The sequence below is a fragment of the Nonomuraea sp. NPDC049625 genome, assembly GCF_040675285.1.
In the GTDB taxonomy this organism is placed as follows: domain Bacteria; phylum Actinomycetota; class Actinomycetes; order Streptosporangiales; family Streptosporangiaceae; genus Nonomuraea; species Nonomuraea angiospora_A.
In genome coordinates this window covers 1-18,646 of the sequence record NZ_JBFAOQ010000023.1, presented here as the reverse complement: position 1 = coordinate 18,646, position 18,646 = coordinate 1, and the positions used below count along the sequence as shown (strand labels likewise).

15 protein-coding genes are annotated in these 18,646 nt (G+C 69.1%); 8 read left to right on the top strand and 7 right to left on the bottom strand.

Features of this window, described 5'->3' with window-relative positions; all coding sequences use genetic code 11:
• Positions 1-85: 85 nt before the first annotated feature.
• The 3 genes from AB0J87_RS55830 to AB0J87_RS55820 all read right to left on the bottom strand — a co-directional run bounded on the left by AB0J87_RS55830 (position 86) and on the right by AB0J87_RS55820 (position 6,637).
• Complete coding sequence (locus tag AB0J87_RS55830) at positions 86-601, bottom strand: DddA-like double-stranded DNA deaminase toxin (RefSeq protein WP_363982496.1); 516 nt, start codon at positions 599-601, stop codon at positions 86-88.
• The gene (locus tag AB0J87_RS55825) at positions 492-4,175 is read right to left on the bottom strand and encodes an ALF repeat-containing protein (RefSeq protein WP_363982493.1); all 3,684 of its coding nucleotides are present in this window, start codon (positions 4,173-4,175) and stop codon (positions 492-494) included. The genes AB0J87_RS55830 and AB0J87_RS55825 overlap by 110 nt, the downstream gene beginning before the upstream one ends.
• A gap of 89 nt (positions 4,176-4,264) precedes the next feature.
• Positions 4,265-6,637, bottom strand: a complete 2,373-nt coding sequence (locus AB0J87_RS55820) for a trypsin-like serine protease (protein ID WP_363982490.1) — start codon at positions 6,635-6,637, stop codon at positions 4,265-4,267.
• A 418-nt stretch (positions 6,638-7,055) separates the two neighbouring features.
• Here AB0J87_RS55820 and AB0J87_RS55815 point away from each other — a divergent pair, with 418 nt between their 5' ends.
• Positions 7,056-8,366, top strand: a complete 1,311-nt coding sequence (locus AB0J87_RS55815) for an alpha/beta hydrolase (protein ID WP_363982487.1) — start codon at positions 7,056-7,058, stop codon at positions 8,364-8,366.
• 144 nt (positions 8,367-8,510) lie between these two features.
• On the opposite strand, the gene AB0J87_RS55810 is transcribed toward AB0J87_RS55815, so the two are convergent.
• Entirely contained in the window at positions 8,511-8,936 is a 426-nt protein-coding gene (locus AB0J87_RS55810) for an LLM class flavin-dependent oxidoreductase (protein ID WP_363982484.1), read from the bottom strand.
• Between the two features lie 20 nt (positions 8,937-8,956).
• Here AB0J87_RS55810 and AB0J87_RS55805 point away from each other — a divergent pair, with 20 nt between their 5' ends.
• From AB0J87_RS55805 to AB0J87_RS55795, 3 genes are all read left to right on the top strand, one after another.
• Complete coding sequence (locus tag AB0J87_RS55805) at positions 8,957-9,136, top strand: hypothetical protein (RefSeq protein ID WP_350732874.1); 180 nt, start codon at positions 8,957-8,959, stop codon at positions 9,134-9,136.
• 254 nt (positions 9,137-9,390) lie between these two features.
• Positions 9,391-9,939, top strand: coding sequence for an RICIN domain-containing protein (locus AB0J87_RS55800; RefSeq protein ID WP_363982481.1), 549 nt, complete (start codon positions 9,391-9,393; stop codon positions 9,937-9,939).
• A 411-nt stretch (positions 9,940-10,350) separates the two neighbouring features.
• Positions 10,351-10,947, top strand: coding sequence for an integrase core domain-containing protein (locus AB0J87_RS55795; RefSeq protein ID WP_363982863.1), 597 nt, complete (start codon positions 10,351-10,353; stop codon positions 10,945-10,947).
• Positions 10,948-11,057: 110 nt separating this feature from the next.
• On the opposite strand, the gene AB0J87_RS55790 is transcribed toward AB0J87_RS55795, so the two are convergent.
• The 3 genes from AB0J87_RS55790 to AB0J87_RS55780 form a co-directional block, all read right to left on the bottom strand.
• Positions 11,058-11,720 carry a DUF4097 family beta strand repeat-containing protein gene (locus tag AB0J87_RS55790; RefSeq protein ID WP_363982860.1) on the bottom strand — a complete coding sequence of 221 codons (663 nt, stop codon included), beginning with the start codon at positions 11,718-11,720 and terminating at the stop codon, positions 11,058-11,060.
• A gap of 836 nt (positions 11,721-12,556) precedes the next feature.
• Entirely contained in the window at positions 12,557-12,817 is a 261-nt protein-coding gene (locus tag AB0J87_RS55785; protein WP_363982478.1) for a hypothetical protein, read from the bottom strand.
• Between the two features lie 174 nt (positions 12,818-12,991).
• Positions 12,992-13,927, bottom strand: a complete 936-nt coding sequence (locus AB0J87_RS55780) for a LysR family transcriptional regulator (RefSeq protein ID WP_363982475.1) — start codon at positions 13,925-13,927, stop codon at positions 12,992-12,994.
• Positions 13,928-14,062: 135 nt separating this feature from the next.
• Here AB0J87_RS55780 and AB0J87_RS55775 point away from each other — a divergent pair, with 135 nt between their 5' ends.
• The 4 genes from AB0J87_RS55775 to AB0J87_RS55760 all read left to right on the top strand — a co-directional run bounded on the left by AB0J87_RS55775 (position 14,063) and on the right by AB0J87_RS55760 (position 18,522).
• Positions 14,063-15,307, top strand: a complete 1,245-nt coding sequence (locus tag AB0J87_RS55775) for an MFS transporter (RefSeq protein WP_363982472.1) — start codon at positions 14,063-14,065, stop codon at positions 15,305-15,307.
• Between the two features lie 212 nt (positions 15,308-15,519).
• Positions 15,520-16,152, top strand: a complete 633-nt coding sequence (locus tag AB0J87_RS55770; protein WP_363982469.1) for a cysteine hydrolase — start codon at positions 15,520-15,522, stop codon at positions 16,150-16,152.
• A gap of 449 nt (positions 16,153-16,601) precedes the next feature.
• Complete coding sequence (locus AB0J87_RS55765; RefSeq protein ID WP_363982466.1) at positions 16,602-17,480, top strand: alpha/beta fold hydrolase; 879 nt, start codon at positions 16,602-16,604, stop codon at positions 17,478-17,480.
• A gap of 109 nt (positions 17,481-17,589) precedes the next feature.
• Positions 17,590-18,522, top strand: coding sequence for a GNAT family N-acetyltransferase (locus AB0J87_RS55760; RefSeq protein WP_363982463.1), 933 nt, complete (start codon positions 17,590-17,592; stop codon positions 18,520-18,522).
• Positions 18,523-18,646: the final 124 nt, after the last annotated feature.

The window sequence follows — 18,646 nt, the reverse complement described above, 5'->3', positions numbered from 1 at the left end:
CATGGCCGGGACCGACCTTCGCACGGGCCACCGGCCTCGACGACCGCGCGTTGACCCGCTACCGGGTCAACGCGCGGTGACGGGTTCAGTCCAGCCAGCGGCCGACGCCACGCACGGTGACCTCAAGCAGCTCTGCCGGATTCGCCGGGTCGGGGTAGTGGATGATCATTGTCGTGCCGGCCGGAAGCAACATCTTGATGGCTTGGACGCACCCGGCCACGACCTGTCGCTGCTGGTCGAGTGCGGTGCCGTTGATCGGCACCGCGTCACAGACACCGCCACGGTTGTTCATGACCAGCCGGAGCGTGTTCTCGCGTAGCTTCACCTCCCGCGTGGCGACGCGATAGGCGAGCTGTGTCTCGAGGTGCCATGCCGGGGGCGCCATGGGCAGCCCGAACTCCTGCCTGTACAGCAGGCCGAGACGGTCTTCGAGGGCCGCCAGGTCGTCGTGCAGCCCGCTTTCGACCGTATAGTTCGCCCATTTCTCGAGATCATCGATCGGTGGCAGGCTCGCGATCGGCAGTCCGCTCGCATCGAGCACCCGCCCGGACTCGTCGACGATATAGCCCTGGTTGTTCACCAGCTTGATCGACTCGCTCACGTTCCTGAGCTGTTGCGCGGCATCCGCGTACGGGCACTGCCCGCCGTCCTGAACGCATCCGATCGGAAGGATGCGCAGGAGTGATGTCGCCAGGTCGGACTCGTGAATCGCCGAGAGAATGGTCCGGTCGGACAGGTGCTCGCGCAGGTACATCGTTCCCCATTCCGAGTTGTACTCGGCGAACCGCAGCTCCTCCGGGACGAGCGACTCCACGAAGGTGCCCTTCCACTGGCTCGAATACTTGTCCCAGTCGGGATCTTCGGACAGGTCCAGGGCGCCGGTGATGCAGTCCGAGAACTTCTTCCCCCCCGGTCACGACGCCTCCCTTGGCGGCGTTCTTGCACTTGTTCGCCAACGACCATTGGGAGGCGCCGTTGAGCAGGTCCAGTCCGGTCAGGGCCATGTACTCCTCGGCGAGGCGATGGGTTTCGGTCTCCCGGTCGGAGATCCCCCTTGCCGCGAAGGTGAAGAGCGGGCTCAGGACGACGGACATGCAGGCGTCCAGGGCCTTGCCGACGAACTGGTTCCTGCAGTGCTGGATCCGTTCCTGGGCGTAGCCGTCCGGGTCGTGGAGTGGCCCCTTGGGATCGTTGAGAATCTTTTCGACGTAGGCGTTGCAGTCGTTGTACCCCGGCAGGCCGTCCTCGGGCCCCCACTTGCAGTGTCCGTACCACTCGGCCTTGAGTTCGCTCAGCCGGGCCTTGGCCTCTTCCCGATAGTCTTCGAAGACCTCGGCAGCGATGCGAGCCGCTTCTGACGCGCGCTGGCCGGCCAGGATCTGCGCCTTGTACGCGGTGTCGTAGGCGGCGAAGGCGCTTGCCGCGTCCTTTGCCGCCGAAGCAGCAGAGGCGCGTGCCCAGCGGGCCGAGAGGGACGCCTTCCCGGCCGACTGCTGGGCCTGCTTGGTCGCGGCGGCGGCGGTGCGAACGGCCTGCGCGGCTCGTTCGGCGGACGCGGCGGCGTCGCGGGCCTGGGCGACGGCCTCGGTTGCGTACGTCCGCGCCTGGTCGGCGGCTTTGCCGGCGTCGTCCGCGTAACCGATGGCCTCCTCCGCCGCACCGCGGGCCTCTGCCGCCGCGGCCTGCGCGGTGCGCGCGAACTCGACGGCGCGCTCCGCGATCTGCGAGGTCTCGATCATCAAGGAGGTGGCGATGTAGTTGTGTGTGGCCGTGGCGTAGTCGCGTTCGGCCGCACGGTGCCGATCCACCTCCAGGAACTCGACCTGCATCGCCGTCGTGCCGGCGAGCGCGATCTGGGCGCCGTTCCGCACCTCGGTGCCGTAGGAGTCATCCCCGGCGATCGCGCCGACCCTCGACCGGATGTCGATCGTGTACGTGGTGTTGTGCGTCACCTCCAGGAACTTCTCGAGCGCGTCCGGATCGTCCGAGCGCAGGGCGGTGTTCGCCGCTTTCTCGGTCTCGGCGTTGCCGGCGCTGCGGGCGTCGGCGAGGATCCGCCCGACCTGCTCCCGCTGTTCGGCGGCTCGCTCGGGGTAGTCCGGGTCGTTGAGGAACGCGATGACGCCGGGCCACCCGCCATCGAGAGCGTGCTGGGCAGCGGCTCTCATGGCCGGGGTGCCGGTGACCATGAGACCGGTCAGCGTTGTGCGGTCGTCCTGCTCCTCGGCGGCTGCGAGCCCGCTCCTGACGAACTGGAGGACGAGGACGTCATCGTCCTCGCCGAGAGCGGACATGGCCGCCGAACTGGTCCACGTACCGGGCACGGTCGCGAAGTATCGGGCCGCTTCCCGCGCCTTGCCGACCGCCAGTGCGGGATCGGTCCGCGTGTCGGCGGCCTCGGCGATCAGCGCATCGATCTGCGGAGTGTGATAGCGGCCCATCGGCACTCCGAAGCCGCGAGCGTCCTGCAACTTGGCCTTGGCGGCTTCCGCACTGATGTGCCGGGCGAAGGACAACTCGAGCTCGAGCTCGTTCTTGAGCCGTTCGGCGTCTGCCTCGCGCGCCGACTTGTAGACGGCTTGGGCGGTCTCGGCCGCCTGCAACGCGTCCTCCGCCGCACGGTAGGCATTGTTCGCGTGCTGCGTCGCCAGCTCGGCCGCGTTGACGGCGCTGCCCGCATGCTGGGCCGCGCTCGCCGCGGCGCTCGCCGCCGCCTCCGCATAGGACACCGCTCGCGTCGCGGCATCTCGCGCCTTGCCGGCCGCGTCCTGGGCGATGTCCGCTTGACGCACCGTTTCCGCGGTGGCGCGCTTCGCCCGTTCCGCGCTTGCTCCCGCCCGCGCGGCCGCGGCGAACGCGGCCCGCGCCTCGGCGCTGGCTGCCCCCGCATAACGGCCGGCGGCCTCGGCCGCGCGTCCGGCGGCCTCGGTGTTCGCCCGCGCCGAATCGGCGGCGGCGACCGCGGCATATGCCTGCTGCGTCACGGCGGTGATCTGGTTGATGGGCGAGATCCAGGCGGAGATCTGCGGACCGATCTGCTGCATGATGCGGTTGTGCATCTCCGCCGTGGCGGCGGCGGTCGCGTTCAGCTCCGCCGCCGACGCGGCCGCCCACGCCTCGTCGGACTTCGTATGCGCCCGCGCCGCCGCGGTCGCCGCGCGTCCGGCGGCTCCGGCGGCCGCGCGCGCGGCGTCCGCCGCCGCCCGCGCGGCCTGTACGGCGACGCTGGATGCCACCGCGGCGCGGTCGGCCGCCTCAGCCGCACGCTGGGCCTGACGCTTGGCCTCCGCCGACTCCTGTCCAGCCAGCGAGGCGAGGCGTTGTGCCTCCAGCGCGTCGTTCTTGGCCGCCAGGGACTCGGCCTTCGCGCGCTCCGCCTGCGCGACCGCGGAGATCGTCTCGAATGCCGCACGGCGAGTCGCCTCTGTGGCGCTCGCCCGGAGATCGCCCAAGGTCTGGTTCTCGTTGTCCCGGGCCTGGGCCACCCCCCAGTCGATCTGGATGAATCGTTCCTGCATGTCCAGGCTGCCGTCCTGGAGCGCCCGGTTCGCCGCGGCCTGCACCTCCGGGCCGCCGTCAGCCATCGCACGATTGACGATCGCCCGCAGGTCCAGCCTGTACGGCAGCCGCCATCCCGACTCGATGAACTGCCCCAAAGCCGTACGCGACCCGTTGCGTAGCACCTCGTTCGCGGCAGCCTTGACCTCCGGTCCGCCGGCCGCCTTCATCTCGTTCACGCTGGCGCGCAGGTCGATCTCCCGAGCGGTCTCCCAGCCGCCGTCGAGAAACGCCACCACGGCACCGGAGCTGTCCGAGACCAGGGCGGCGTTGGCAGCGGCGGACACCTCGGGGCCTCCGTGGGCCTTGATGCGGCCGACCTGCTCACGATCGTCCTGCGTCGCGAGCCGGGGAAGCTGGGCGAGGAAGGCGCAGATCTCCGCCTGCCCTCCGAGCAGCGCATCCTCCGCGGCCGGACGGACGTTCACACCGCCCGTGACCCAGGCCTCCAGGACCACCTGGCGTTCGCATGCCGGCGCGCGAGGTGGGTCCGCCTCCGCCGCCGCGGCCCGTGCTTCGACGATCGGGCTGCTCACGAGAAGCAGCGAGAGCACGGCGCCGACAACACTCGTCGTCTGCCATAAAGCCCTGCCGCGCCACGCGCGAATCGCCTTCATCGCAGTCTCTCCACCTGTCCTGTCGATGCTTCCAAAGGAATGGGCTGGACGGCCGACCGGCTGTCACAAGCCGGTCGGCCGTTCCGTTCTCAGCTGACGACCCGCAGTTCCAGGAGGGTCTCTCGGCAGTTGTCCGGATAATCCGGGTGGTTCTCGTCACAGGTGGTGTCCGTACGTCCGAACTGCTCGCTCTCGTCCCGCTCGACGCGCTTGGTGCGCTCCGCGCCGGACGTCACGTTCACAACAGTCGCGTCCACGTCATGGCCGGCTCCCGGTGAGCGGCTGTCCCCCTGGACCTCGTAGACGTTCGGGATCCGGAGCTTCACGTATCCCGCGGGTCCGATGACCTTGAAGCACACCGCCGTCACGCCGAGGTGTGGCTCGCCGACCTCGGTCTGGCCGTTCAACAGGCCCGGGAACACCTTGATCACGCCGACCCCGTTCTCCGGGGACGCGGTGCACGAGACCCAGATGATCCCGCCGTTCCCGGAGAGCAGCTGGAAGTTCTTCGCCTCGGCCTCGTCCGTACCCCAGTCGTCCTGACCGGACGTACCTGCGAACTCGTGATGGAAGTCCACGGGATAGGCGAAGTTCTCCACGATGGAGTCCGGGCGGATGACGGGCCACACGGTTTCCAGGATCGGCCGCCCAGGCGGATAGGCCCGGCCCACGACCCACGCGATCCCGTCCATCGGCCGGTAGAGGAGCAGATGGCTCTGCCCGCCCGACCTCTGGAAATCGAAGGCGATGATCCGGTCCCTCGTGCTCTTCAGGTCATAGCCACCGATGCCGGTCGAGCTGTGGAACACCGCTCTGAACGTGGTGCCCGCGCCGTGTTGGAGGACCCAGGCCGTCTCCGAGCCCGGACGGTAGAGCAGCAGATGATCCAGCTTCCCCGAATTCTCGTAATCGAAGGCGATGATCTGATCCGCCGTGCCCTTCAGGTCGTAACCACCGATCCCGCCGGCGGCCGAGGAGTAGACCGGAGCGTAGGTGCCGTCCGCGCCTCGCTTGAGGATGGAGACCATCCCGGCCCCCGGCCGGTACAACACCAGATGATCCAGCTTCCCCGAGCCCTCGTAATCGAAGGCGGTGATCCGGTCCGCCGTGTTCAGCAGGTCATAGCCACCGATGCCGGTCGAGCTGTGGAACACCGCTCTGAACGTGTTGCCCGCGCCGTGCTCGAGGATCCAGGCCGTGTGCCCGCCCGGACGGTAGAGCAGCAGATGATCGAGCTTCCCCGAGCCCTCGTAATCGAAGGCGATGATCTGATCCGCCGGGCTCTTCAGGTCATAGCCGCCGATCCCACTGTCGGCCGAGGAGTAGACCGGCGTGAACGTGGCACCACTGCCGTGCTTGAGAATGTGCACTATCCCGGTCGCCGGCCGGTACAACACCAGATGATCGAGCTTCCCGGAGCCGTCGTAATCGAACGCGGTGATCCGGTCCGCCGGGCTCTTCAGGTCATAGCCGCCGATCCCACCGTCGGCCGAGGAGTAGACCGGCGCGTAGGTGCCGTCCGCGCCCCGCTTGACGATGGAGACCATCCCGGCTCCCGGCCGGTACAACAGCAGGTGATCCAGCTTCCCCGAATGTGCATAGTCGAACGCCACCACCTGGTCGCGGGCGTCCTTCAGGTCGTAGCCGCCGATCCCGGTCGAACTGGGGCCGTACGTCCGGAAGGTGGCGGTGGGCTCGGCCGCGACCAGGCTGATCCAGCTCGCCAGGTCGTCCACCCGCACCGCGTCGGCGCCGCGCGGCCCGTCGCCGGCCGCACCGAGGCAGCCCCCCTGCCCCGCGCCGATGCTGAGCCCGACGAGCTCCGGACGGCTCCCGCCCGTACGGAACACCGGGGCACCCGCGTCGCCCTGACAGGCGCTCGCCTCGCCGCCGCTCGCTCCGGTCCAGCCGAACGAGCCGGCGGCCACGGCCCCGGCGGTGACCGGCGCGGCATGCAGCCGGTTGGGCGCCCACTCCTCAGCGGTCCGGCCATAGCCGGCGACCTGTAGCGCGTCCCCCGCGGCAGGAACGGTGGCGCTGACCGCGACAGGTGTCACGTCGAGTACCCGCAACGACAGCCGGACCAGCACGACATCCCGGTCATGGTGCGGGTGGATCCACTCCACGGGCAGCACCCGCCCGCCCGAGCCGAACAGGTCCGTCCTGCCGACCGTCACCGTCGTGGCCTCCGTAGGCGCCCCGCTCTTGACGGGCTGCCCCTCAGCGGCGAAACAACTGGTGGCCGTGATGACCCACTGCGGGCTGACCAGGGCTCCTGTGCATGCGTGCTTCTCGCCGACGTTCACCTTCGCCACGAAACCCCACGTACCGTCGGCGACCGGGCTCCCGCCCCGCACCGCATACGCCGGCGTCGCCCCCGCCCAGAGCACCGCCGAGGAGATGGCCATCAAGAACGAGAGGGCTGTGATGTGTAATAACCGGATCATTCGCTGGAGGTTCACGGCACGATTGTGGGATTCGCGATCTCTGCGAACCAGGGCATCTACCGGACATAAAGCGGCCATTTGCCCAGCGGAGAGCTCCTTTGCACTCGTCATGTGTGCAGGCGAGGTCACTGCTGATCCGCCCTGACACGATCCTGCGCCGGCGTATGACTTCTTCGAGGGCGGTATCCGGTTCAGCCGTTCGGCCGACCGGGATCGTACTTCCGGTCGATGACCTCATCGAAGCGGCCGGGAACCATACTCTGTCGTGAAGCGATACATGACGATCGGCATTGTGGTGTCTGTCGCTATACCGGTCCTGGCGAGCGGCGCGTTCGCCTCGGCCCAGGCCTCTGGGAGAACCTCCGCCTCGGACTCCGGCAGAGCCGGCGTGTCCTGGCGTGCCTGCGCGGACCAGCCAGGAGCCGAGTGCGGCGTGGTCGAAGTGCCGCTCGACTGGAACGCCCCATCGGATGCCAGGATCAAGCTGTCAGTCGTGCGCCGCAAGGCCACGGATCCCTCGGCCCGGGTGGGCACCCTCTTCTACAACCCGGGCGGGCCGGGAGTGCCCGCCGCTCTGCTGGTGCGCGACTACGCCGCCGACACCTTCTCCGAAGAGCTACGCCGCCGCTTCGACATCATCGGCATAGACCCGCGTGGAGTGGGGGAAAGCATCCCGGCGCTGCGATGCGGCCGGCCGGTCCACAATCCTGAGATCAGCCAGTTCCCGAAGGACAAGGCCGGATACGACCAGCTCGTCGACTGGAACGCGGCCACCGGCCGGAGTTGCCTCACCTCCACCGGACCGTTGCCGGCACACCTGGACACGGCGAACGTCGCGCGCGACTTCGACGCGGTGCGGGCCGCCCTCGGCGAGACGAAGATCATCTTCTTCGGCAAATCCTACGGCAGCATGCTCGGAGCACAGTACGCCCGCCTGTTCCCCGGCAGGGTACGCACGATGGCACTGGACGGTGCCGTCGATCAGGCCATACCCGCATCACGGCTGGTCACCGACGCCGCAACGGCCGTGGAGGACTCCTTCGACCGGTTCACCGCCTGGTGTGACCGCACCGCGACGTGCGCCCTGCACGGTCGCGACGTCAGCCAGGTGTGGGACCGCCTGGTCACCGCGGCCGAGCGAGCGCCGATCGGCGTATCGGGCGGCCGGCCCCTGACCGCCGAGGAACTGCGCTACTCCGCGTATGCCTTCCTCACCATGACTCCGGAGTTCGCGGGTGGCCTCGCAACCGCGATCACGCAGGCTGAGCAGGGCGACGCCCAACTCTTCGCGACCATGCGGGCCCAAGCGCTGGACGATCCGGTGAGCACAGCCGCCTACCGGTCGATCCTCTGCCAGGACATCGATCCCGGGATCCACAGCTTTGCCGACATGCGCAAACGTACGCGGCAGGTCCGCAGCGTAGCCCCTCATATGCTCGGCACGTCTGAATTCTGGGACATGACCGCGGGGTGTGTAGGCTGGCCGATCCCTCCGGCTCACTCGCGGCGTCAACGCACGATCAGCAACGTGCCGCCGATTCTCGTGATCGGTAACACTCACGACCCCGCCACTCCACTCCGCTGGGCGCGCAGCCTTGCAGAACGCATTCAGGGCTCGGGACTGCTGATCAACGACGGCGACGGCCACACCGCATACCGGAGGTCCGCCTGCGCGACGGAACGCATCGACACCTACCTGGTGACCGGCGCGTTGCCTGCCACCGGATCGGTGTGCGTGCGATGAGGGCCCTCTGCGGCTCCATCGCCGGCCGGCCGACGGCACCTGGCAGGCGTTGCCGACCCCGCTCCATTACGAGCGGGGCGCTGAGAGCGGGGGACCGGACATCGCCGTAGACTCCGTTACCCGTCCGGGCGTCCCTGTACCGCTTCAAAGTCGGCGTCGGAGGGCAGGCTGATGGCGATATCGAAGTTCGGTGAGGGTGGCCACGCCGGGCCGCTGAACCGGCCGCGGCAGGAACGTGATGTCGTCGACGGTGTAGTGCTCGCCGCGATGGCGCACCGGCTCGCCGGACCAGGCGGCGGCCAGGATCGCCAAGGACTCGTCGAGCATCCGCCCGCGCTGCCGGTCGTCGAGCTGCTCGCCGGTCTTGGACAGCTCGCCGCCGAACCGGTCGCTTCCGAGTCCGACGCCGAGGGTGAGACGGCCGTCGCTCAGCTGATCCAGTGTCGAGCCCGTAGCCGTCGTGAACGTCTGCGGGTGCGAGGGCCTGTCCGCTTGTGGCCACCCGGCCCTTCTGGGGTGGACGGGCGGGGATGTGGCACTGATGCTGGTGGACAGTACTGTCGTGATCATCGGCCGACTGGGAGAGCCGTATGAAGACCCGTACCTGGACTCGCCGTGCCGCCGCTTCGGCCGTCGGCATGGCCGCCGTGCTGGTGCTGGGTATCACTCCTGCGCATGCGGATACCGTGATCCGCAAGCCGCAACAACCATCACCGCCAGGGGCCATGGTGCTGGCCGACGGCGAATCGGGTGCCAAGCGCCCGGTGTGACGCGCGGCGGTCCATTGTCCCCCTGTCCGGCAGGACGGGGGGACGTTCCGTCTTCATAGCGGCAGGCAGACCGTGGCTCCTGGCGGTGGTCAGCGTTGCGAGCCCCTCCTTCGGGATCTCCATTGCCGGCTTTGCCCTGGCCGCGCGTCTGTTCCTGCCCAAGCCACAGCCTCTCCGGAGCAACCCGCCCCAGGGCACACATTGAGTACGAGGTACTCAGGCCATGCCGGCCCTGCGCCCGCACGCTGGGTCCTATGAAGTCCTACATTCTTCGCAGGGCAGCCGTCATCGCTCCCCTCCTCGCCCTCGGCGCGACCACCGCCACTCCGGCATCCGCCGCGCCTTCGTCCACGGCCGTCTGGGCGGCGTCGAACGTCCAGCTCGTGAACTGGCAGACCGGCAAGTGCCTGACCATCGCCGGCGGCGTCAGCACCGAGAACAACGTCCACGCCGTCCAGTACACCTGCGACAGCCACCCCTCCCGCCGCTGGGACGTCTGGGGTTACTCCAGCGCGTACCTGCAGGTCAGGAACCGCCAGACCGGCAAATGCCTCACGATCGCCGGCGGCGTCAGCACCGAGAACAACGTCGTCGCCCTCCAGTACACCTGCGACACCCACCCCTCGCGCTACTGGGCGCTTGGCAATCAGGTCGGCCAACACATCCAATTCCGGAACGTCCAGACCGGCAAATGCCTCACGATCGCCGGCGGCGTCAGCACCGAGAACAACATCGAGGCCGTCCAGTACACCTGCGACGGCCACCCCTCCCGCTTCTGGGAAATCCGCGACTACTACGGCTGAGCCCACACTTCCGGACCTATGCCGCGGTGCTGCGCGGCGATGATCGCCGGTCACACTTGCAGGCTCGGGAGAGCCCGCAAGTGTGACCTTTGTCCGCTTGAGGGCGGCCAGGACGGCGATGAAGCACGGGCCGGGCTGTCGGTGTGACTGCGTTCGCTGGTCCTACGGCAGCTGCGGGCTGTCGGCCGGGGATGTGCCGGATGTATTGCCGGCCCGCATCTGCCCTTGCCCTGCTACGTCCGGCCGCCATGGACCTGAGCCGATGTGAGCGTCCACGCCGCGACGCTCGGGCCGAGAGGTCCAGCTGATGAGCGGCCACGGCCAGGCCACCGATCACGGCAGCGAGCGCGAGCAGGATGAACAGCGTCTTACGCATCAGGACTCCTTTAGACGTAGACCAGGGCCTTGCGGATGGTCAGCCGGGCGGCTCGGCGGGCGGGGGCCGTTCCGGCCAGGGCCGAGCCGGCGACGGCGGTCAGGGCCCAGAGGCCGAGAGCCAGCAGTGAGAAGGCACGCGGCAACGTCGAGCACGCCGACGATCGCCATCAGCACCGCCAGGGCGGTCAGCGCGCCGACCAGGACGAAGGTGTGGCCGTCGATGGCCTCGCCCAGCTCGGTGGTGGCCAGGGTCCCACCCTCGATGCGGGCGTCGCGGAGCACGCGTTGCACGGCTGCGGCGTCGGAGGTGGCGACACGATGTTCGACGAAGTCTTCACGGCCGCAGGCATCCGCGTCCTCAAGCCGCCACCTCGCGCTCCGCGGGCCAACGCGTTCGCCGAACGCTGGATCGGCGGCCTGCGCCGAGAACTCCTCGATCGGATCCTCATCGTCAACGTCCGCCATTTACGGCGCGTGCTGGCGACCTACGAGGCCCACTTCAATGAGCATCGCTCCCTGGGCGAGGCCGCTCCGCCGCGAGCCCTTCCCGATCCTGTTGAGGGCGACAGCAAGGTCATCCGACGTGACCGTCTCGGTGGACTGATCCACGAATACGTGCAGGTCGCATAGGGTAGCCGAGTTCTTGGCACCCGCGCCTGGAACGGCCCCGGTCCGCGTGGATGGACCGGGGCCGTTCGTCGTCGGCGGGCTTGGTCTGCCTCTCCTTGGGAGGCTGCGGGTCACAGGCTGCGGGCGGTGATGTCGCCGTTGGAGGTGGTGGCGTGGATGTCGAGTTCGGCGATGCCGTTGTTCTTGAGGGCGTTGGTGATGCGGCCGTAGGCGGTGCCGGCGTCCAGCGCGGCCGAGACGCCGGCCGCGGCGGTGATCGCGATGTCGCCGGACTGGGTGCGGAGCACGACCTTGCCGCCGGCGGCCTCGGCGATGCGGATGTCGCCCCGTGCGGTGCTGATCTGCGCGGGGCCGGCCAGGCGGCCGACCTCGACGTCGCCGTCGGTCGCGGTCAGGCGCAGGCTCGCGATCTCCTCGAGCGTGATCTGGCGGTACGCGCCGTCGAAGGCGACCTCGCCGAGGCGGCCGAGGGCCCGGAGTTCGGCGGCGGCCGCCTTCGCCTCGATGCGGGAGCCGGTGGGCAGCTTGACGGTCACGTCGATGGATCCGGACGGGCCGAGGTACTGGTTCTTCACCGAGGTCTCGATCCGCAGGACGCCGTCGGCGTAGGCGACCGTGGTCTCCTCGGCCGCCTTCACGTCACGGCTCTTGGAGGGGTTGGTGGGCTGGATCTCGACCGTGGTGTCGGCCTGGTCGGCGGCGATGAGCTGGACGCGTCCCGCGGGGATGTGCAGGACGGCGGCGATCGGGGCGGGGGTGTCGAACTTCTGCATCATGTGCTCCTTGTGCGGTGTTCTTTCGATGCCCCTACGATCGCCGACCGCTCTGATATGGGGCTGTCGCCGTCCTGACGCCGCCGCTGACATCCGGCGGGCCTCTTGCGTGCGTTCAGCGCGAGGCCGGCGCCTGGCCCTCGCCAGTGGTGTCGGGGTGGCCGACCATCACCGGCATCACGTACCGGGGTCCCGGCAGCAACAGAGCAGAATCCAACGGACCCAACCCTGACCTGCGGTGACGTGGCTTTTCTGCCGAGGCGGAAGAGCACTCGCACCGGCTACTTGAGCTGGAGTCCTTCGTGGCGGGCGACGTGCTCCGCGTGGGCCTGTTCGACGGCGTCGGGGTAGCGCTGGGCCGTCTCGTGTTCTGCGAGAGCGCATTTGACGGCCCGCTGGTGAGAATTGCGTCATATGGCCCAAAGGATCAGCGTTTCCGCGGGTCACAGCGCGTGAGAAGTCCTCGGTACGGCCCGGGATTTCGGTCTGGGTAGCCCGGGGATGAGCCAGACGCCGATCGTGCCGATAACGGCGTCGATTTGCTCGCGGTGGGGACCTGGTTCGGTTTCGGCCAGGTTCCGGGAGAAGCCCAGCCTTAATGCCTGGGCACTTACCGTCGTCCTCATTACCTCGTGGAAGAGCCGTTCTCTACGAGAAACCGCCGCGGGACTCCGCCAGTCCGCCTGATGATCCAGGCGATGGCTCGGGTGCGCCAGCGGCGCCCATATGTCAGGTGCCGCATCTCGTCAGCTGGGTGCTGGCCGGGCAGGCTGTGCTGGGTAGCTCGCTGATCAGCCCGCTCGATCAGTGCCTCTGCCGCCGCCATGCCGTAAAGATCATCCAGGGCGGAGTTGGGTCGCCAGCGCGGCCAGGTGGGCAGAATCCTGTACATCATCCAGTTCGGCCAGTTCGCGCGCTGCCGTGGCCCGGGTGGTGCCGTGCAGAGCAGGGTCGCCGACCAGCGCGGCCCACACTTCGGCCGCTCGCGGGTCGTCCAACTCGGCCAGCTTCCATGCCGCCGTGATGCGGCTCTCACCGTTCAGGGCTGGGTCGACGGCCAGGCGGGCCAGCAAATTGCGGCCTTGCCCGTCGCTCATATTCGCCGGTGCCCTCGCGGCATTGACACGGACGTGGCCGGCCCTTGCGGGGTCGGCGGCCAGCCGATTCAGGGTGCCGGTGGCTGTGTCGATGATCTGCGGGGCCAGCGTGAGACCATCTGCGGCGAGCTGTGCTGAATTTCGGTTTGGCGGTCCGGCCCGCCGAGGCGGCGTTCAGCGCGGGATTGCCCAGTCCGGCGTCCAGGTCCCGGCGGCGCCGTGGCCGGCCGCTGTGGCGGCGAGGTGGGCGCGGAGGGTGGCCAGCGCGGGGTGGGGGTTGTCGCGGTGCCACAGGAGCGAGTGCGGGTAGACGGGCGTGGGGTCGGCCACTGGGATGCGGCGCAGGCCGTGGCCGGCGGGCCAGACGAGGCGGGTCTGCTCGCCCATGAAGGTGGCCAGGGCCGGGGTGTCGGCGATGGTGTCGAGGAGCGCGTCGGAGCCGAAGTTGGGGCCGGTCGCCTCGATGGTGAGGCCGAACTCGGCGACGAGATCGTCGTAGTAGGCGGCCCACTCGGTTCCGGGGACGAGGCCGGGCATCCAGATCCGGTGCCCGGCGAGCTGGGTCAGGGTCACCGACCAGGCGCCCGCCAGCGCGTGGGCGGGCCCGGTGAGGAGCTGGAGCGGCTCGTCGAGCACCCGGACGGACTCGATGTCCTCGGGAAGTGGCCGGCCGGGCATGGCGACGGCGCGGAAGGACGCGTCGATCGCACCGGACCGGATGGCGGCGAGGGCCGTCTCGATGTCGAACAGCATCACCACGTCGAGGTCGATCTCGGGGTGCGCGCGGTGGAAGCCGCGCATCAGGCCCGATGCCGCGCTGCGTGAGGCGATCATGTCGACGCGCAGCGGACGGCTGTCGGTACGCACGGAGGCGACCGCGCGCTCGGCGACGCGCAGCAGCTCGCGGGCGTGGGGCAGGAACGCCTGCCCGTCGATGGTGAGCTCGGCGCCGCGCGGCGTGCGGGTGAACAGCCGCACGCCGAGGTTGCGCTCCAGCGCGGCGATGCGTTTGGAGACGGCCTGCTGGGTGACCGCCAGCTCGGCGGCGGCCTCCTGGAATTGCCCCGCGTCGGCGGCGGCGACGAAGGTCCGGACGGTGTCGAGGTCCATGCGGACACACTCTACAGATACAACCGTTCGTTGTAGCTGAAGGCTCTGAAGTTGTTTGATCCCCTGGTACGGCGCGCGCTTTGATGCTTGCGATCACAAATCAGTTGTGCGAGCGAGTGGCGAGGAGCGGCGGGCATGCGCAGCGGGAACCTGTTGGGGCGGCAGTTCGGGTGGCTCTGGGGAGCGTTCGGGACCAGCGCGCTCGGCACGTGGCTCGCCTTCGGCGCGTTCCCGCTGATCGCGCTCCAGGTGTTGCACGCCGGGCCGGCCGAGATCGCGGCGTTGTCCTCGGTGGGGGCTCTGGTGGGCGCGGCCGTGGCGGTGCCGCTGGGCCCGTGGGTGGAGTTCCGCCGCAAGCGGCCGGTGCTGATCGGGATGGACCTGGTGCGGTTCGCGGCGCTGCTGACGATTCCCGCCGCGTTCGCGCTCGGCGTGCTCTCCTTCGTCCAGCTCCTGCTGGTCTCGGTCGTCGTCGCGGCCGCCGACATCACCTTCCGCGCCGCCTCCGGCGCGTACCTGAAGACGCTGCTGCCGGCCGAGGACCTGCTCGTCGCCAACGCCCGCTTCGAGTCCACGACCTGGACGACCACCATCATCGGACCGCCGCTGGGCGGTGCCGCGATCGGGCTGCTCGGTCCGGTGGTGACGGTGGTGGCCGACGCGGTCAGCTACCTGCTCTCGGCCCTGAGCATCCGCGCGGCGGGCGGCAAGGAGCCGAGGCCCGAGCGCAGGCAGGCCGCGCGCATGCGGGCCGGGGACCTGCTCGACGGATGGCGGTACATCCTCGCCGACGCGACGCTGCGGCCGCTGTTCTTCAACACCGCCCTGTTCAACGGCCTGCTGATGGCCACCGACGCATTGCTGGCCGTCCTGATGCTCGGCCGGCTCGGGTTCACACCGTGGCAGTACGGCCTCGCCTTCGCCGCGCCCGCGATCGGCGGGCTGTTCGGTGCGCGGCTGGCCCGGCCGCTCGTCACCCGGTTCGGGCAGCACCGGGTCCTGGTCGTGGCCGGGACGCTGCGCGCGCTATGGCCCGCCGGGCTGGTCTTCCTGGGGCCGGGGACCGGCGGGCTGCTGCTGGTGATGGGCGTCGAGCTCGGGCTGATCTTCTGCTGCGGGGTCTTCAATCCCGTCTACGCCACCTACCGCCTCGATCGCACCGCGCCCGACCGGATCACCCGCACGCTGTCCGCCTGGACGGTGACGACCAAGGCCTCGACCGCGCTCCTGACGGCCGCCTGGGGCGTGCTGGGCGGCCTGCTCGGCCCGCGCACGGCCATCGGCCTGGCCGGCGTACTCCTGCTGACGACCCCGCTGCTGCTTCCCCGGCGCGCCGCGGCGCCACTCGCCGAGCCGAAGCCGACACCCAGTCGCACCTAACGGGCCGCCACAGCCGTCACCGCGATCGGGCCACGGCCCCTTCGGAGCGGTTCGCCCCTCCGCGTACAGCTCGGAGATGAGCGTGACGGCCTTCGCGCCGTGGCCGATGGGGTCGCGGTGCGGCACATCGTGGCTCACGTGCCCAACGTGTAGTCGGCCCGGGCACGCGATCTCGCGTGCCAGGGCGCCCCTCATCACCCAAGGAGAGAAAAATGACCGTCACACCCCCGGCGCTGGACCCCCGGACGGCCGCACTGCTCATCATGGATTACCAGCAGGGAATCCTGGCCTCGCTCCCCGGCCTGGCCAACCCGGAAGCGCTCCTGTCACGAGTGGCCGGTGCCATCGCCGACATGCGAGCGCACGGCGCCGCCATCGCCTACGTGCGGGTCGGATTCACCGAAGCCGACTGGGCGGCGATCCCACCGGCCAACAAGACCTTCTCTTTCCTCGGCCAGCAGCACCTCATGCACCACGAGGAGCCCGACAGCGCCTTTCACGATCAGCTTGCCCCGGAGCCCGGCGACATCACCGTCCGCAAGACCCGCTACGGCGCGCTGTCTACGACAGACCTAGACCGGCAACTGCGGGATCGCGGAATCACCACCCTGGTCATCGCCGGCATCACCACCAGCGGCGTCGTACTGTCCACCGTCGCTGATGCCGCCGACCGCGACTACCGGCTCTACGTCCTCTCCGACGGCGTCACCGACCCGGACCCACAAGTCCACCAGACCCTGATGACCAGCGTTTTCCCGAGACTGGCCCACATCATCGACACCGCCGAACTGCGGTCGCTCCTGCACGAAAGTCATCGTGATCGGGCAAAGACCGGCAGCGCATAACCGTCAATGATGATCAGCGACCGTTAGGGGATCGCGTCAGCGGCCAGACCTCGGTTCTGGCCGCTGACGATATGTGACTGCCTCGCTCCCAGAGCATCCTTCCGCTCGTGGGGTCGTGCTCGCAGAAATGAGGAGTTCTGACACCCTTGTGCAGGGTTGGGCTCGCCCTGCGCCCCGTCAGCAGCGGCGCGCGGCGGGGTCGCGGCCCTGCTGCCAGCGAGCCAGGGCCTCGGGGGAGACGCGAGCGTACACAGCTCGGACATAAGCGCCCGAGTACGGGCCGCGCAGGAGCACTGACCAGACAGACCTTGGATTCTGTCCCGTTGGCGGACGGTCGAGTATCACCTCTACAGGATCTATCCGAAGGTAGGCGTCGGCACCCGTACTGAACTGACGTCCCTAGTAGTTCTACAGAAGGCACCCGTAGCGGGACAGGACATGCTTTGAACATGCCTGAGAACAACATCTGGAGCGAAGAGTTCGGCGCCGCCACGGACGCGCCGATCCTGCTGATCATGGGTTCGATGTCGCAGGGCGTCCTGTGGCCGGACGCGTTTATCGGCAGGCTGACGGCCGGTGGCCGGCGCGTGATCCGATACGACCACCGCGACACCGGCCGCTCGGACACCATCGACTTCGACAAGGAGCCTTATACATGGGACGACATCAAGAACGACGTACTGCGGGTGATGGACGCGCATGGCCTGGACAGCGCTCATCTGGTCTGCCACTCGGCGGGCGGGCTGCTCGGCCAGCTGATCGCGGTGGAGCGGCCGGAGCGGGTGCGCACACTCACCGTCATCGGCTCTTCGCCGCTCGGCGGCGCTGAAGGCGCGGTGATCATGCGGGCCTTGATGGGCGAGCCGCAGCCCGAAGGCAGCCTGCCACCGCCGGCGCCGGAGTTCGTCGAGTTCTTCCGTGCGCTGGTCACGAGCCCGCCGCCCGCCGGCCGGCGCGAGCAGATCGACCTCATGATCGCCGAGCAGCGCGTCCTGCACGGGACGGGGTTGCCCTTCGACGAGGACGCCGCCCGCCTGCTGCAAGAACACATCTACGACCGGGCCCGCGATCTGTCCGCCGTGGCCAATCACCGCCGGGCCGCGGCGGCGAACCCGGACTTCGAGCCGGTGGGCGTCCTGGACCAGATCAAGGCGCCGACCCTGGCCGTCGAGGGCACCTGCGAGCCCGCCAAACCCGGTCACAGCGCGCTCATCGCGGAGCGGATCCCAGGGGCGCGGCTGATGATGGTGGAGGGGATGGGGCATACGCTGCCGGTGGAGGTGCACGAGGAACTGGCGACGGCGATCCTCGCGCATACGGCGACATGATCGCCCTGCCCAGGGCCTGGGCGCCGCCCCTGAGCGGGGCGGCGCCGGGCTTCAAGGAACGGCCGAATATTTGGCTCAAATGATGACAAAAGGACTTTAGTTTATGCAGATGATCTCCTACCGCCCTACCGTTCCGGCCGACCTCGACCACGTGACCAGGTGGAGCGTGGCCGAGCCCGTCGGCTGGATCCCCGCCGACCGTTACCTCGCAGATCTGGCCGAGAACATGTACCGGCCGGAATGGACGTGGATCGCCGAGGTTGACGACCAGGTCGTGGGACGGGCGCTGTGGTGGGGGCCGAAGGACAGTGCGCACCCGGTCGCGCTCGACTGCCTCGACGTGGATCCCGCCATGGGCGACCGCGCCGCCATCGCCGCCGAACTGATCAGGGCCGCGCTGACCGGATTCCCGCAGCCGGTGCAGTACGCGATCAAGGCAGCCGGCGGCTGGCGCGACGATCCGGCCACCTCGATGGCAGTGGAATGGCGGCGGGCGGCAGCACACGCGGCCGGCCTCACCCGGGAAGTGGAGCGGCTGCAGTTCGAGTGGGCACCCGCCGACGGGGTGCCTCCGGTGAGCGGCGTGCTGCGGTTCGCCGAGGCTTCCGACGAGGAGTTCCTGACGGTATTCACGAGAATCGCCGACGGCAGCCTGGACGCCCAGACTCGTGCGAACCTGGCAGCCAAGGGCGTGGACGCGACCGCGCGCGAAGAAATGGACTTCTATCTCAGGGCGCCGGGCAAGCGGGAGTGGTGGCGGATCGCCTATACGCACGAGGGCGAGGTGGCGGGAATGGCGATCCCCTCGGCAACGCCGTACAACGTGAACGTCGGGTATCTCGGGGTGGTCCCGGAGTTCCGGGGGCGCGGCTACGTGGACGAGATACTCGCCGAGATCACCCGCATCCACGCGGCCAACGGAGAGCTTCGCATCACCGCCACCACCGACGTGGGCAACGCGCCGATGGCGGCCGCGTTCGGACGCGCCGGATACCGCAACACGGAGATCCGGATCAACCTGTCCAACGACCTCCGGTCCTAAGGGCTGCTACCCAGATCGCTACGGGTGCCACACTGGCAGGCTTCATTGATCCATTGATCTGTATTCCTCCCCGGTGTGCCGTAGGACTTCACCCTCTGTGATCACGGAAGCCGTTGGGGTCGGA